Genomic DNA, 15,195 nt, shown 5'->3' on the forward strand with positions numbered 1-15,195 from the left:
GGAAAGGATAAATTATTATATCCGCTGAACGCGCTTCTCACCTCCTCACCTTCTCACTTTCTCACCTTTAAATTTTGTTAAACAGCCGACTTCTTTCCTGGATTTCAGATTCATTTCAGAAAAGTTCATAATCTTTGCAACAGAAAAAACAGATAACATGAACAATAACCCTAAAAAACGAAAGATTATGAAACGAATCATCCAAACCGCAGTAGTGGCATTAGTTTGCCTGGTAGCATTCCAACTCAACGCTGTAGCCGATAACGACAAGCCCATCAACGTAACTCAACTGCCCGCAACGGCACAGCAAGTGCTCAAAAAATATTTCCCATCAAAAAAGGTGGCACTGGCAAAGCAGGAGACAGGCCTGTTCGACAAGGCTTACGACGTAGTGTTCAACAACGGTGAGAAGGTGGAGTTCGACCGCCGAGGCAACTGGACAGAGATAGACTGCAAGTCGTCTTCCGTACCCGCAGGCCTTGTACCCGCAAAAATATCTCAGTACGTTAAGTCAACCTATCCCGGAACGAAAATTCTCCAGATAGAGAAAGACGACAACCAATATGAGGTGAAACTGTCCAACAGGCTGGAGATAACCTTCAACAAGAACTTCCAGGTAGTCGACATCGACTGATGCGCCTACTGCCTGAAGGTCATGCAACGGGCAGGCAGGGCTACGGCCCGGCCTGCTTGCAACGGATAAGCTGCCGGGGCGCGCTGTGTCCGGCTGCAATGCCGACAAGCAGAAAACGCCATACATAACGATAACACCAAACTATATGTACCGTATCATTACCGCCATAATAACCATGCTGGCGCTTGCCGTGCCGCTTAAGGCCGCCCCCGTCACCGGAGGTGAGAAGGCCATAAGCGAAGGGCAGTTGCCCGCGGCTGCCCGCCAGACCATCAGCGCCCACTTCGCCGGGCGCAAGATAGCCCTGGCCAAGATGGAGACCGAGCTGTTCAGCAAGACTTACAGCGTAATCTTCACCAACGGCGAGAAGATTGAGTTTGACGGGCATGGGCGCTGGACGGAGATAAAATGCAAGCGCACGGCCGTGCCCGCTACGCTCATACCGCCGCAGATAACCCGATACATAAGGGCGAACTACCCCGAATGCAAGATTCTCGAGATTGAGAAGGACGACGGCGAGACGGAGGTGACACTGTCTAACCACATCGAGGTGACGTTCAACCAAAGGTACGAGGTCATCGACATAGAATGAGCGCGGAAACCGCCGCGCCGGCAATATACATAAACTTAATGATTTGACAACGAGAGGGACTGCCACGTCCGGCTGATGCATGCCGGAGGGCAGTCCCTCTTTTCTTTTGCGCACCCGCGCCTTACTGACGGGACGCGAAGGCACTTTGCCGGTTGGGGAAGTGCCTTTTTACTTTATACATCCATAACCTATAATATCATCATATAAGAGAAATGACTACTATCAAAATCAAGATTACTCCTGAAATGATACCCAACGACCTTGAGGGAATCGTCATCGAGATTGACGGCAACGGCACCGCTAACACCAAAAGGCCGGCCGCCGAGCGCAACCCACGGGTATTCGCCTACATGTACGGCCTGGCACGCAGGCTGGAGCGCGACGGTAGGCACGGCACGGCCGACAACTACAGGTGCGCCACGGCAGCGCTGAGGAAGTTCTGCCGCGGCAATACTTCTATCAGGTTCAGCCAACTCGACACGGCGCTCATGGCCCGATTCGAAGACGCACTGCGCCGACAGGGCCTCAAGCGTACAACCGTGTCGTTCTACATGAGCACGTTGAAGGCCATGTACAACAAGGCCGTAAGGGATGGAGCCACGACCGACCGCGAGCCGTTCAAGAACTCATGCACCACAGTAGGCACCACGCCGAAGCGGGCCATACCGCTGCGGCAGATACGGCAGATCAGCCGGATGTACGTAAGGACAAGGCAGATGGCGCTGGCGCGCGACATGTTCATGTTCAGCCTGTACACCCGCGGCATGCCGTTCGTCGACATGGCGTACCTGAAGAAAAGCGACCTCAGGAACGGTGTGCTGACCTACCGCAGGAAGAAGACGGGCCAGCCGCTCGCCGTAAAGTGGGAGCAGTGCATGCAGGACATCGTCGACTCCTATCCCACGGGCGACAGCTCATTCCTGCTGCCGATAATATCCGACCCCACTGCTGACCTGCGCAGGCAGTACAAAAACCGCCAGCGCTATATCAACAGCCAGCTGGCAAAGATTGGCGCACGCCTGCACCTCAGCACGAAACTCACCATGTACGTGGCCCGCCACTCATGGGCAAGCCTGGCGAAGGACATGGGCGTGCCCATCGGCGTCATCAGCGAGGCGTTGGGCCACACCTCCGTCAAGACCACTAAGATATACCTCAAGGCCATCGATCCTGCCGTAATCGACCGGGCGAACCGCATGCTGCTGACAAACATGAACTCCTGCTACTGACGCACGGCAGCCTTATGGATTACGATAGGCCGTCAACCTCACGCTAAAAGGCCGCCTTTTACCTTCTAAAAGGCCATCTTCCAGACGCCAAAAGGCCGTCTTTCGCAACGCGAAATACGGCTTTTCATGAACCCGCTGACTATCAGCACGTTATCCGGCGGCCGCCATACGGCAGGCGGCGTGACAAAAAAGGCGCGGAAGACAACATGCCTTCCGCGCCATGATAAAGAAGTTATTTTCCGCGCACACGGGCCTCACGGCCGGTAATGCGCTACATTCCCCCTGCGGCTCGTTGCCAGCCGGTAACCGCAGCGATAACGCCGCGGCCAGAGGGAAAGGAGAAGACAACGGACTTTCGCAAGCCCTGGCTAAGCCGTCTTCTCCTACCTGCAATCGACTAATTGGATATAATGCAGATGGATACACGGTTCATGTCGTTCTCGGCAAACGGCTGCACGGTGTCGCCCTTGTGCGATACACGCACGCGCGAGACGTCAATGCCACAGTCGCCGACAAGAATCCGTTTCACGGCTTCGGCCCTCTTGGCCGACAGGCGTTCGTTAATCGACGGTGTACCTGTGCCTGCGTCGGCATAACCGGTAATCTCCACAACTGCATCGTTATGATTGTTTAAATATAGAGCCAGTTCCTTAATCTTGGCCATCTCGGCATCAGTTACTTCGCTCGAGTTGATTTTGAAGAACACGTCGCGGCGCATACCCTTATCCACTGGCTTCGGCTCGGGTTTTGGCTCAGGCCTTGGCTCGGGCTTCTGCTCCACTACCGGTGCCGGAACGGCCACCGGCTCGACAGGCTCGGGCGCCGGCTTACGCGTCTTGCCCAGGCGAATCGTAATGCCGGCCATTACGTTGAAGTACCAGTCGGCATTGCCCGCCTTCTTCGAGTTGTAATGGTCTGTCAGCACGTTGGCGCTACCCTCTATGCCGAGGCTTACGCGCTCGCTCACACGGAAGTCAAGGTCCAGTCCGCCACGGCCTACCGCACGCACCTTCGTGCCTGTCCAGTTGTAGCGCATGTCGTAACCAGCTGCAGCCAGGTCGTTGGCCTCGCCGTTGCCGAAACCGACATTCGCCCCTCCTCCAACAAAGGCGCTGACATTGAACACACGGTCGGGATTATACCCGAAGATGGCGTTCGACAGGTTGAACATCACGTCGACAGCCGGTGCCACGTAATTATATTTATAGGTAGTGTTGGTAGCTACGCCGTTCAACATGTACCCGTTAAAGCCGCCCTTGCTCTGCCAAGAGCCGACGGAAAGGCGCGCAGCCAGCCACGGAGTGAACTGGTAACCGCCCGCAACCTGCACCGTAGGCGACAGCAAGTCGCCGAACGAGGCCTCGCCAAGCGTGTACTGCATACCGCCGTGGGCGCTTACAAACCAATGACCGTTAAACTCGCTGCCGTCAGGAGCCGTCTGCGCCGTAGCCCCCAAAGTGGCTGTGGCAAGCAGCGCAACCAATAAAACCTTGATTTTCTTCATGTCCTCAAATATTTAAATTCAGTTCTTTATCCCGCTTTGTCCGCCATTATTCGTATTAGAGTCGTACATTGTGAGATACCATTGACCCTTCACCCGCATGGGCTTGATGAAGAACGACGTAGTGTTGGGTCTCGGATCGCCCGGCTTCTTCTCGAAAAACTCGACTGTGTACTTTACCTGGCTGTCCGTCTCGGTATTGAAGATAATGCTCTCGATCTTGTAGTTCAGCACGGGAAACGTCCTGAACACCACCTTCTGACGCTCCACGAGAGAGTCTGGCAAAGGTACAACCTGCCTGTCGGCGTCGAGGAAATAAAGCATAGACACGGCCTTGTCGATGTCATTGGCCTTAAGCGACTCAAGGAAACTCTTTGTCAGCTCGAACACCTGAGCGGTGTCCCTCTGCTCCAAAGTCATCATAGGCCGCCTTGAATGGTCCTCTGTCTTCTTCTCCTTTCCGGAGCATCCGGCAAGGCATACGGCAAGAACCAAAGCGAGACAAGAGTAATGCAACAAACGCATAGTTAGCTAATTATAGAGTGATTGTAACGTTAAAAAGAGGTACGCCGTAACGACGTACCTCCTCTTTCTTGATTAGCGATATTAGCGGCGGGCAGCACGGTTAGCCTGTGTAGGCTGTACTGTGATGTCAACGTATGCCGTCGTAATCTTGCCCCAATCGTAAGTGATCGTGAGCGGAACGCGGATCTGGAACGTTGCGGTTACCGAACCGTTGTTACCGTAGTACAGGTAACCGAAGTCCTTGCCACCGTAATTAGATGTAGCTCCTGTCGGTTTGTACTCGAATGAAACTGCGTCCGTTACGTCGCTGAGCAGTGTCTGGCCGAGAGTTCCGCCGTTGAGGGTTGTTGTAATACCGTCAACGTCAGCCGCAATTGCGGTTACACCGTAATAGTCAACCCATGTCGGGCTCTCCCACAAGTCACGCCAGTCGAGGAAGTCAACAAGCTCGTCCATATCCTTCTTGTTACCACCAGTAACAGCGTCAGTGAACGTTACGGCGTCAGCGCCGGTTACGTCGAGCGGACGGAGGAACTTGATATCGAACGTGTTGTTAGCTATCGGCAACTCCATGTCACAGCCGTTTATTGCATAAATACCAACTGTTGCGGTAACAGTCTTAGCGATATCTGTGTGTGAAACAGCGTTCAAGAGGTCTTCAGCGAAGCCCGGTGTATTATCTACTCCTTGCAACTTCTGGTACTGTACAACGCTATTGATACCTTGCTTTGACGTTACATCGTCGAATTCAACACCCAGCTTTGCAACAGCCTCACGTCTTCCATTGTAGTTAGCGTAAAGAGTCTGGCCGTCATTAGATATAGTCATCGTGTACTTGGTGCCTGACTGGCCGGTCTGTGTAGCGTAAGCGTCGCTGATGATGAACCTGAATGTATAGTCAAGACCTGTCTTGAACGCATTGCTTCCGGTTACAGACAAAGTGATGTCATTGCCAACGAAGGTAGCGAGAATGTCCTGGCTGAACTCGTCATCTGCGTTCGGCTGGCCTACAACCTCTACGTTGTTGTGTATCTCGGCATAGCCTGAGCCCATCTGTCCGTTGATTGCAGCCCAGTTCTCCTTAATCTTGTCTTCGTTGCTCAAAGAAGCAGTCGGAGTAGTGATTACGCCTGTGTGGAACCAAACATATACTTCAGGATTCAGCTTGTTGGTAGGAACAAACTTAACACCAGTCTCGAGATTAACGCCAGACTTATACTCGCCCTTGGCTGCATCCCATACTGCTGCATAGATTTCAGCTGCCGTGATATCCCATGAAAGGACGGTAGTCTCGTGATTCTGGTCATCAACCTTCTCGGTAATTGTTCCGTACTCGGTAGACTGAACGGGCTTACCCTGAGCGTCGTGAGCATAAAGCTGACAATTAGTCTGTGAGCCTGAAATCTTCTCTACAGTATAGTTCTGCTCGAACTCTTCCTTAGACATGTTCAGCTTGCTGAGTACCTGTGCCTCAACCTGTGCCCAAGTCTGTGTGAAGTTGTAGTCAGTGCAGCTCAGGTCATAGCCGTCACCGTTGAAGTCGATATTGATTGCGTCGGCAGGTTCAGCCTCTTTCTCGGTAATGCGGAACTTGATGAAACCTACAGCTACGATGTTGTTGGTAGTCTTGGTTGTGTCAACAAGAGTTACGCGAACCATAGGACGGCGCTCAAGTGTGGACCTATCCTGGTTGCCGGGCTGCGGTTTGCCGTTAGCGTCAACGGTACATGCTATCACGCGGTTGCCCTTCAGATAGATGTGAGCACTCTCAGAGGTCTTGTTGTCACCGGCTGTATAGTGTGACTCGGCGAACTCCCACTTCATGCCGTACTTCGACACGTCATCCATTTCCTGCTCGCTTGCAGCATTGTTACGTACGAAGTGAGCCCTTACAATCTCCATAAGGTCTTCTCCGTCAGCGTCGTTGTAGACGAGCTCGTGGGTATAGTTGTTACTGATAGCCTGCTGAGCGGTGGTATATATGTGGAACAGGTTGTTAGCCGTACATGAAGTATTGCCGTCTTTCTTTGCGTCGGCAATCTTGACATTGGTAATGGTCGACTTGGCAACAGCAGCATAGTCAGAGGTTACTGTTGTGTCCTTGCCGTCCTTATCGTTGAAGTGAGCCTGTACAGCAAGCACGGTAACATGCTCCTTATCGTCCTTAATCTTGCTTGCGTCAAGGTTAAGAGTTACATTGAGCATGCCGTCTTTAGAGTTAAGCCAGCTCTTGTCTACAACGGTAGGATTGCTCTCTGCCGCACGTGTATCGCCCAACTGGATGTACTCCTTATCGCCGGAAACAACGCTCATCGACTGTATCTTGTTAACGTCGAAGTAAGAAGGATTCATGTGATAGCTTGCCACAACATCCGGAGTAAGGCTTGCCGCAGCCGATGCACTGGTCCAAGTCTCACCTGTTGCCAGCGGTTTGTCGGCCGGGCTGTCGTTCTTCAATAATACCGGAGTATAGTTGATTGTCGTAGCCTCCATTGCCTCTATACCACCATAGTAGAAGTCAGGAGCGAAAACAAGGCTTGACAATATCCTGTCGACATAAGCCCTCAAGGCGTCGATTTGGCTCTGAAGTCCCTTTACAGTGCTGTTAAGCCTTGCCAAAGCGTCTTCCGCATCGCCCATCAAGCCCTTCAAGGTCTCGACGTCGTCAGAGGTTGTATCGAGCTTATCCTGTATCGCCGAGATTGCGCTCTGGGCGTTGGTCACGGCGGCGATCAGTTCCTCTGCGTTCTCGAAACCGGCGTTCTGGATATCCTCAAGGAAGCCCTGGAGGGCAGCCTGCTGTATCTGAAGGCTTTTCTCAACGACTCCAATCCTGTTCTCAACACCCTCTACACGACCGGTAACAGCAGCCAGTGTCTCCATAGCTTCCTGGATTTCACCGGCGTCAAGATTTGCCAAGGCATCGTTTATTGCATCAATCTGCTCTTGAATACGGTTTTCGGCAGCGATACGCTGAGCGTTAAGCTCGTCAACGTAGCTTTGGTCTGCCTTGCCTTCTATTGCCGCAGCAATACGTCCGTCAAGGTCAGTCGTTACCTGATCGAGCTCGTTTTGCAACTCGGTCAAGGTTCCAGTTAATTCGCTCCGTAAGTTGGTGACGTCATCGCGTACGCCGTTGATGTCGTCATCATAGTCCTTACAAGAAACGAACATGCCCACCGATGCCACCGAAAGTGTCATCAGGAGCAATGCACTAAAAAACTTTCTTTTCATTTGACTAATTGATTTAAATTAAACATACTATACAGTTCATTTTTTGTATTTTGGCGCAATTATCCCTCTTTGTTTAGAAGGTGGATATGTTTTAACAATAAAAAGCCCTGTTTATAAGGGTTTTCATGCACAAAGGCACTGGTTTTACACATTTTAATTTTTTTGCAAAAAACTTGTGCAATCCCTTGTGTAATTGGATTTTTATCCGTATTTTTGCAGCGAAAACATATCCACCTTCTAAACAAAGGTGGATATGTTTTTTGTTAAAAAGCCCTTATATACCTTATTATATTAGTACGTTTACGGTGCGTTACGATGTCGCGCAACTGTGCTTACGGCATGAAGCATAACCATGTTTGAGGCCTTTGCGTTGTCATTTGGCCGCAATACGTCATCTACACCAATACCTATCGATTCGCAGGAGGCGGTCTTTTAGCTTCCAAAAGGCCATCTTTAGCATGCCAAAAGGCCGTCTTTCGCGTTGCGAAAGACGGCCTTTTACAAACCTACTGACTGTCAACATGTTAGCGGAGGCGGACAAGCCGCCTTGAAAAAAGGCTATGTAGCCACGCCTTCAGCCCTCATGCGCCGACGGAAAAGACGGCCTACGGCTGTCCAATACGGCATGCGCTTGAGCGTGCTGCGCACGGGTTGTATGTCCCAAAGCAGGAACACCATGAACACGGCAAGGCACACAATGCAGGCCCATCCGCTGATTTGCTTGAGGCTGACCATGAGCGCCTGCATGCCGTCATGTCCCACCCCGCGCGCCATGTTGTCGGCTACCTGATGGCGAAGGCCGAAGCTGAACAGGCCCGAACATACCGTGCCGACCACTCCGTTGCGGATAAGTCCCACCATGGTAAGCCCCATGAAGAAGTGCTGGAACGGCATAAGCTCCTCCAGATAGATGGTAAGCGCGGTGAAGAAGATGGCGTTGCCGAAGGCGCGGCACCACACGGGCAGGTATAACGCCTCGACGTTAAGACCGGGCACGATGATGAAATACATCATCACCTCGTAGCCAAGCAGCGCCGCCATGCCTACGGTGAGCAGTCGGGTGAACTTCTGGCGGAGCACCTTTACCCACAACATGACGAACAGGCAGCCCATTATTACGCCCGCCCACTCCACGAGATTAAGCTCTGTCGTGTCAGTCCAGCCGAAACGGAGCACGCCCGACGTAAACGTATTCTGCACAACCTTGGGCGTAGCTCCTACCAGCTCAACCAGCGCGAAGAGTGCCAGCAGGGGCACGAGCCGCTTGTACCGCCACGCCTCAGGGGCGATGTAGGGATGGCGTATGTGGCGCATGCGTTGTATGGTGAAGTACAACGTGACGGGCAACGACAGCGCCACGACGCGGAACGGGCGGCCGTCCCACCAGTTGTAGAACTCGCCGTAGTTGAAAAGGAATATTATCTCAACCATCACCGACGACCAAAGCGCGCAGCCGAGCCAGTCAAGACTGACGAGCGGCAGGGGCTTCATGAAGCGGAAGTCGTGCGTAAACGCATAGACAATAAGCGCCACAAGAAACATGAGCGCGGCCATGAACCAGTGCATGGCGTGCCAGCTCTGGAACACGTAGGTAAGCTCCTCGGTCATCCACGGCGACAAACTCATGTTGCCAAGGACAACGCAGTAAAGCAAAGGGAAGAAAATCGTGAAGTCACGCTTGGCCGTCATCCACAGCTGAATGTTCGACATGCACTCGAAAGTGCCGCAAAGCTTAAAGAATCCGGCCACATATGACAGCGCGCACAGCAGCGGCAGCGACTCGGTATAGAGGCAAAGCACGTTGCAGACGGCCACTACAAGCGCCGACGCCAGCAGCAGGCTGCGGTTGGTAAAGCGGAACTTGAAGCGGAAAAGGAACGGGAACGGCATGTTGACCCCTACCACTCCGCACATCACAATCATAAGTACGTCTTCACGCATAAGGCACGTATCGCCCATGATATGCGGCATTGCGCCGGCATACATGCCGCCCGACAGCTGGAAGGCGAACGCGATAAACAGATATATCCACGGCCGTACGCACCGCGGCACGAAGCCGTTGAACATCGGCATGGCGAATGGTCCGTTAGGAATAGGAGGCATTTCTTTCTCTTTTTAGTGTTTGGGTTAATTAAGAATGAAGAGTTAAGAGTTAAGAAAATATGCTTTTCTTATTCTTCCTATTAGGCTTATCAGGCTCATTGGACTTATTATATAATTATAAGAAAAGCATATTTTCTTAACTCTTAATTCTTAACTCTTAACTCAATAATTCACTTCCGTCTCAACGTTAAGGCCGGCTTTGAGCTTCGCCACATCCTCTGGCTTGTTGCCGATGATGGCGATACGCACAGGCACACGCTGCTCTACCTTGACGAAGTTGCCCGTGGCGTTGTCGGCGGCGACCATGGAATAGGCCGAGCCCGTAGCCGGACTGAGCGACTCAACCTTGCCTTTGTATGTTATTCCGGGTAGTGCATCGGCGGTAAACTCGACGTCGCTGCCAACGGCGATGTGCTTCAGTTGAGTCTCACGATAGTTCGCTATGACCCACACCTGGCCGTCGTCTACTATGCGGGCGAGCATTTGTCCGGGCTGCACAAGCTGTCCAACGTGGATATCCTTACGGCCCATCACACCGTCACACGTGGCCACGATGACCGTATATGACAGGTTCAGGCGCGCCAGGTTGACGGCAGCCTCGGCCACGCTTACGCCCGCCGAGTTCTGGTTCAGGCGCTCGGCTTGCTCCGTCTTGATAAGAGACGTCGACTTGCGGCTGGCCTTTGCCTGTTCATAACGGGCGCGGGCCGCCTCGTAACGGGCCTTCGCGTTGTCATACTGTTGGCGCGTAACGGCGTCCCGGTCGAGCAATGCGGCATAACGGTCGAAGTCCTTTTTAGCGTTGTCCATGTTCACACGGGCCTCCTCTATGCCTGCCGACGCCACGCGCACGTTGCTCGTCGTGGTGTTCATTCCCGCCGTTATGGCAGACGAGCCGGAACGTGAGCCACGATAATTGGCCTCAGCCTGCGCCAGCTGAAGGCGGTATTCGGCGTCCTCGATAATAACAAGCGTGTCGCCTTTCTTGACGTGCTGGTACTCCTCGAAGCGTATTTCCTTGATAAATCCCTGCACTCTTGTGTTGACAGGGGTTATGTGCCGCTGTACCTGAGCGTCGTCAGTGTACTCCACATTGCCCCAATGCACCAGTCTGCTGAGGGCATAAACCACCAGCGCCAGCAGCAAAACAATGATTACTACGTTGTAAATCCTCTTTATAAGTTTCTTGTTATTCACCATATTTAATTAAGAATTAAGAGTTAAAAATTAAGAAAACGTGCAGGAAAAACGGGCAAGATGCAGGGGCGCAACAGGGCTAACAGACGGCAAGTCATTTCTACTTACTCCTCCGCTCCTTACTCCTTCCCTCCTTAAAAACCTATATTTCCCCTGCGATATACTTCATCTTGTAATACGCGAAGACGGTGTTCGCCCGTGCGTTTACCTCCTGCAGTTCGGCGTCGAGCTTTACGTTGGAGGCGTCGAGCATGTCGGTGACGATGGCAAGCTGGGCAAGATAGCGGTCGTTTACCACCCGATAGTTCTGCGATGCCAGCTCTACGCTCTTCTTTCTGGTACGCAAATCGACAAACGACTGGCGGTAAAGAGTATATGCTTCCTGAATTTGGTTGTCGAGCGTTTCGGCCGTTACGGCGTGGCTGTCACGGCTCCGCTGCACCTCGGCACGCGCTCGGCGAACGGCCTTGTTGCTCTTGAACAACGAACTAAGAGAGTATCTTATGCCTATGCCTACGGCCCAGATGTTGAAGTTTTTGTCAATAGGCGGGATGTCATAGATGAACGGACCGCTGAAGTTTTCTGTCGCGAATAGCTCCACTTTGGGGCGCATGTCGCTCTTGGCCATGCGCAACTGCTGCTCGGCAAGCTGTACTCCAAGACCTGAATTGCGTAATACAGGCGACGATACGGCAGCCATCTGCTGCCACTCTTGCTCCGTCTTGGCGTCGGCGGCGTGGCTTACAACGGTCGAGTCAGGTACAATCCGAGTGTCTGAAGACAGTCCGAGGCTGTTGCAAAGCTGGTGGTTGATTACAGCACGAGTGTCTTCCAGCCGACGTAAGCCCAGCTTCAGTTCCTCCATCTGCAGCTCGTAGCGCGTGATGTCGTTCTTAAGCGCCATGCCCTGACCGTGTTTTACCGTGATGTCGGCTATCAGCCGCTCGGTCAGGGCTATGTTGTCACGGTACACCTTAATGCCGTTGTCGGTCTTGAAGAGGTCAAGATACTGTCCGAGAGCTATGAAGCGCTGTTGCGAACGGCTTAACTCAACGTCGGTCTCGGCCTGCCTGAGCCGCAGTTCGGCCATCTCTACTCCTGCCGAAAGCGCCCCGCCGGTGTACAAAGCCTGGCGTGCCTCAAGGGCAAAGCTGTTACCAAAGTGCGGACTCGACAGCCGCAGGCGTTGCCAAGGTCACGGTCGGTCATAAGTACGTTGCCGTTATAGCTCACAGACAGCGACGCATCGATGTCGGGCAGGCGGCGGCTCTTAGCCTCGGCAACGGCATGCGAGGCTGCGTCGACGCCCGTCTTGCGCTCCCGCAACGTCTTGCTGCCGCTCTCGACAAGGTCGAACAGTTTTTCAACGGTAACCACACGGCTTGTCTGGGCAGCCGACGGAAGGGCCGTCAGGGTGGCGAAGGCAAACGCAAAAATAATCTTTCGTTTCATCTGTTATAGCTTTACTTGTTTCTTTTTACCTTATTATATAATGTCATTCACCCTGATATTGTGTCATCCTAAGGCTCCGGCACGGCCAACCGACCAAAACTGACGGCACGGCCGTGCGTCTGAAACCGGCTGCAAAGGTACGGCTTTCGTCACATGTCGGCATTGCATAAAATTCGTTAATAATTGGATATTCAAGAACAAAACCTTTTAACGAAGCACATTTTACGCTTATTTTTGCACATAAAAAGAACTGGCAGACTATCAAAACACCGCTACAAATGAAAAAAGACACCATCGGCACCACAGCCGCCGACAACCTAACGGCACGCAATACGGAGACATCGGCCTACCAGACGGCACGGCTCGGCATAAGCAGACTTGACGCACTGAGGGGCGAAGCGGAGGTAATCGACTACGGAGCAATAATACTCTGCACGGCGGGCAGCGCCATAATGACCATCGACTTCAAGGACTGGCGGCTTGAGAAGGACACCGTCATCACGCTGTTTCCAAACGACGTTGTAATGCTTAACGACGTCTCAGAAGACTTTGAGGCGGAGGTTTTGCGTTACGACAAGTCGATGTTGCGCGAGGCAAGCATGCAGATAGAGCAGGCAGTGTACTCGCAACTGCGGCAGGACAGGTGCCGCACGAACAGCAGTTTCGTCACCCGCCTTGTCAAGGGAATATTCCACTTGTTGCGCATATACATGGGCAGTCGGGGCATGACCAACATGGACATGATTGTGCTGTACCAGCTAAAGTCGTTCTTCTTAGGCTTTTACGACTATATACGTGAGAACGGAACGGCTACCGACTACCGTGGCACAAGGCGCATGAACGAACTGTTCAACTCGTTCATGGAGAGGCTCGAGGCCGACTGCCGGCGCGCGCACGACGTGGCGTTCTACGCCGACGCGCTGAACATAACGCCCAAATACCTGAACAACATAGTGAAAAGCATAACCCGCCACACCACCAAGGAGATAATAGACAACTACGTAATACTGAAAATAAAGCTGCAACTGAGAAACGGCAAGCACAGCATAAAGCAGCTGGCATGGGACTTCAACTTCAGCGACACGCCGTTTTTCTGCCGTTACTTCAAGCAGCATACGGGCATGACTCCGCAGCAGTTCAGAAAGCTCAGAAGCAAAGGCACGGCACAATAAACGGCGATTTATCACCCGGCATGACATCTGGCAAAACGCAAAAGGTGGCTTTTTACCAACCAAAAGGCCATCAATCGCACGCTAAAAGGCGGTCTTTCGCAAACCAAAAGACCGCCTTTTGCAACCCCTCTGATTATCAGCGAGTTAGCGACACGCCGAAAACGGCTGTACCGAAGGCCGTAACCGAGATTGAAAAACGGCGATAGCGGACTTGTTACAATATGATGACCATACGGCGACATACTGCGGAAAATTTCGGTAAAAGGAAGTTTTTACCGTCTTATATTTCAGTATTTGACCGACTTCTACTAACTTTGCACACCGCAAGCAGCCCTGACGAGGACGACAAAGATAACCCTTTCATCAAAAGAACATATTAAACACGAAGACAAAATGGAGAAATTCAAACTATTGGTTGCTATCGAACCGGTCAACATGTTGCCAGAGGCGCAAGAACGGCTGAAGACATACGCCGACGAAGTGAGGATGTACACTGACGTACCGAAAAGTCCCGCCGAGATTGTAGAGCGCATTGGCGAGGCCGACGCCGTACTGCTGAGCTTCACCTCAAGACTGACCGACGAGATAATGGAGCAGTGCCCCAACCTGAGGTACGTGGGCATGTGCTGCTCGCTCTACTCGCCCGAAAGCGCCAACGTAGACATACGCTACGCAATGAGCAACGGCATTACAGTGACGGGAATACGTGACTATGGCGACGAGGGAGTGATAGAATACGTTATAAGCGAACTGGTGCGCCGCCTGCACGGGTTTGGTTGCGAGCCGTGGCTGGGCAGCCCGAGCGAGATAACAGGCCTTAAAGTCGGAGTGTTAGGACTGGGTAAGTCGGGCGGAATGATTGCCGACGCGATGGCGTTTCTCGGCGCCGAGGTAAAATACTTCGCACGCAGCGCGAAGCCGTGGGCCGAAGAGAAGGGCTACAGTTTCACGCCGCTGGGCGACCTGCTTGAGTGGAGCGACGTTGTGTTCTGCTGCCTCAACCGTAACACCGTGCTGCTGCACGACGAGGAATTTAACCGCCTCGGCAGCCACAAACTGCTGTTCAACACGGGTCTCTCGCCTGCATGGGACGAGGAGCCGATGTCCCGCTGGCTCGACGGCGACAACCATTGCTACTGCGACACGACAGGTGCCGCTGGCGGAGAGCGCTTCCTCAACCATCCTCACATGCACTGCATAGGCGTATCGACAGGGCTTACCCGCCAGGCATACGTACGCCTCGGCAACAAGGTTTGCGCAAATATCGAGGGGTATTTAGTCAACAAATAAGTCGTTTAGTCAACAAGTTGACTAAACTTTAGCAGACGAGTTGACAAGTGACAAGCAGACAAGGAGATTTGTTTTAGTAGACAAGGGACGAGTAACAAGCAGACAAGGAGATTTCCCTTAGCAGACAAGGGACAAGCAACGAGCAGACAAGGAGATTTGCTTAATTAATTGGATGTTAACCAACTAAGCAAATCTCCTTGTCTGCTTGTTACTCGTCCCTTGTCTACTAAAAAAGAACTTAGTATTCAGTTTTGTCTTCCTTGGCA

General features: G+C 52.5%; 12 protein-coding genes. 5 read left to right on the top strand and 7 right to left on the bottom strand.

All coding sequences use genetic code 11. From position 1 onward, the window contains the following. Positions 1-199 precede the first annotated feature (199 nt). The 3 genes from H6A34_RS10380 (at position 200) to H6A34_RS10390 (ending at position 2,455) form a co-directional block, all read left to right on the top strand. Positions 200-634: a PepSY-like domain-containing protein gene (locus H6A34_RS10380; RefSeq protein WP_420870840.1), complete on the top strand. Its 435-nt coding sequence runs from the start codon at positions 200-202 to the stop codon at positions 632-634. A 145-nt stretch (positions 635-779) separates the two neighbouring features. Continuing rightward, positions 780-1,226 carry a PepSY-like domain-containing protein gene (locus H6A34_RS10385; RefSeq protein WP_239480840.1) on the top strand — a complete coding sequence of 149 codons (447 nt, stop codon included), beginning with the start codon at positions 780-782 and terminating at the stop codon, positions 1,224-1,226. 212 nt (positions 1,227-1,438) lie between these two features. Then, positions 1,439-2,455, top strand: coding sequence for a tyrosine-type recombinase/integrase (locus H6A34_RS10390; RefSeq protein WP_205105458.1), 1,017 nt, complete (start codon positions 1,439-1,441; stop codon positions 2,453-2,455). Positions 2,456-2,852: 397 nt separating this feature from the next. On the opposite strand, the gene H6A34_RS10395 is transcribed toward H6A34_RS10390, so the two are convergent. From H6A34_RS10395 to H6A34_RS15205, 7 genes are all read right to left on the bottom strand, one after another. Further along, a complete protein-coding gene (locus H6A34_RS10395) occupies positions 2,853-3,959 on the bottom strand; it encodes an OmpA family protein (RefSeq protein WP_205105459.1) in 1,107 nt (368 codons plus the stop codon). Positions 3,960-3,977: 18 nt separating this feature from the next. Then, positions 3,978-4,481, bottom strand: a complete 504-nt coding sequence (locus H6A34_RS10400; RefSeq protein WP_021949383.1) for a hypothetical protein — start codon at positions 4,479-4,481, stop codon at positions 3,978-3,980. 81 nt (positions 4,482-4,562) lie between these two features. After that, the gene (locus tag H6A34_RS10405; RefSeq protein ID WP_205105460.1) at positions 4,563-7,715 is read right to left on the bottom strand and encodes a hypothetical protein; all 3,153 of its coding nucleotides are present in this window, start codon (positions 7,713-7,715) and stop codon (positions 4,563-4,565) included. A 558-nt stretch (positions 7,716-8,273) separates the two neighbouring features. Next, the gene (locus H6A34_RS10410) at positions 8,274-9,818 is read right to left on the bottom strand and encodes a hypothetical protein (protein WP_239480841.1); all 1,545 of its coding nucleotides are present in this window, start codon (positions 9,816-9,818) and stop codon (positions 8,274-8,276) included. 162 nt (positions 9,819-9,980) lie between these two features. Beyond that, entirely contained in the window at positions 9,981-11,018 is a 1,038-nt protein-coding gene (locus tag H6A34_RS10415; protein ID WP_239480842.1) for an HlyD family secretion protein, read from the bottom strand. A 139-nt stretch (positions 11,019-11,157) separates the two neighbouring features. After that, entirely contained in the window at positions 11,158-12,141 is a 984-nt protein-coding gene (locus H6A34_RS15200) for a TolC family protein (protein ID WP_205105461.1), read from the bottom strand. Further along, on the bottom strand, positions 12,108-12,467 hold the full coding sequence (locus tag H6A34_RS15205) for a TolC family protein (RefSeq protein ID WP_205105462.1): 360 nt from the start codon (positions 12,465-12,467) through the stop codon (positions 12,108-12,110). The genes H6A34_RS15200 and H6A34_RS15205 overlap by 34 nt, the downstream gene beginning before the upstream one ends. A gap of 278 nt (positions 12,468-12,745) precedes the next feature. Between H6A34_RS15205 and H6A34_RS10430 the strand changes: the two genes are divergently transcribed. Continuing rightward, entirely contained in the window at positions 12,746-13,639 is an 894-nt protein-coding gene (locus H6A34_RS10430; RefSeq protein ID WP_205105463.1) for a helix-turn-helix domain-containing protein, read from the top strand. A gap of 393 nt (positions 13,640-14,032) precedes the next feature. Further along, complete coding sequence (locus H6A34_RS10435; protein ID WP_205105464.1) at positions 14,033-14,929, top strand: NAD(P)-dependent oxidoreductase; 897 nt, start codon at positions 14,033-14,035, stop codon at positions 14,927-14,929. The last annotated feature ends 266 nt before the right edge of the window (positions 14,930-15,195 follow it).

Source organism: Marseilla massiliensis (genome assembly GCF_016899855.1).
In the GTDB taxonomy this organism is placed as follows: domain Bacteria; phylum Bacteroidota; class Bacteroidia; order Bacteroidales; family Bacteroidaceae; genus Prevotella.

Bases quoted from the DNA above. Each gene is read 5' to 3' on its own strand.
- H6A34_RS10385 (WP_239480840.1), top strand. From the start codon at position 780: ATGTACCGTATCATTACCGCCATAATAACCATGCTGGCGCTTGCCGTG.
- H6A34_RS10390 (WP_205105458.1), top strand. From the start codon at position 1,439: ATGACTACTATCAAAATCAAGATTACTCCTGAAATGATACCCAACGAC.
- H6A34_RS10395 (WP_205105459.1), bottom strand. From the start codon at position 3,959: ATGAAGAAAATCAAGGTTTTATTGGTTGCGCTGCTTGCCACAGCCACT.
- H6A34_RS10400 (WP_021949383.1), bottom strand. From the start codon at position 4,481: ATGCGTTTGTTGCATTACTCTTGTCTCGCTTTGGTTCTTGCCGTATGC.
- H6A34_RS10405 (WP_205105460.1), bottom strand. From the start codon at position 7,715: ATGAAAAGAAAGTTTTTTAGTGCATTGCTCCTGATGACACTTTCGGTG.
- H6A34_RS10410 (WP_239480841.1), bottom strand. From the start codon at position 9,818: ATGCCTCCTATTCCTAACGGACCATTCGCCATGCCGATGTTCAACGGC.
- H6A34_RS10415 (WP_239480842.1), bottom strand. From the start codon at position 11,018: ATGGTGAATAACAAGAAACTTATAAAGAGGATTTACAACGTAGTAATC.
- H6A34_RS15205 (WP_205105462.1), bottom strand. From the start codon at position 12,467: ATGAAACGAAAGATTATTTTTGCGTTTGCCTTCGCCACCCTGACGGCC.
- H6A34_RS10430 (WP_205105463.1), top strand. From the start codon at position 12,746: ATGAAAAAAGACACCATCGGCACCACAGCCGCCGACAACCTAACGGCA.
- H6A34_RS10435 (WP_205105464.1), top strand. From the start codon at position 14,033: ATGGAGAAATTCAAACTATTGGTTGCTATCGAACCGGTCAACATGTTG.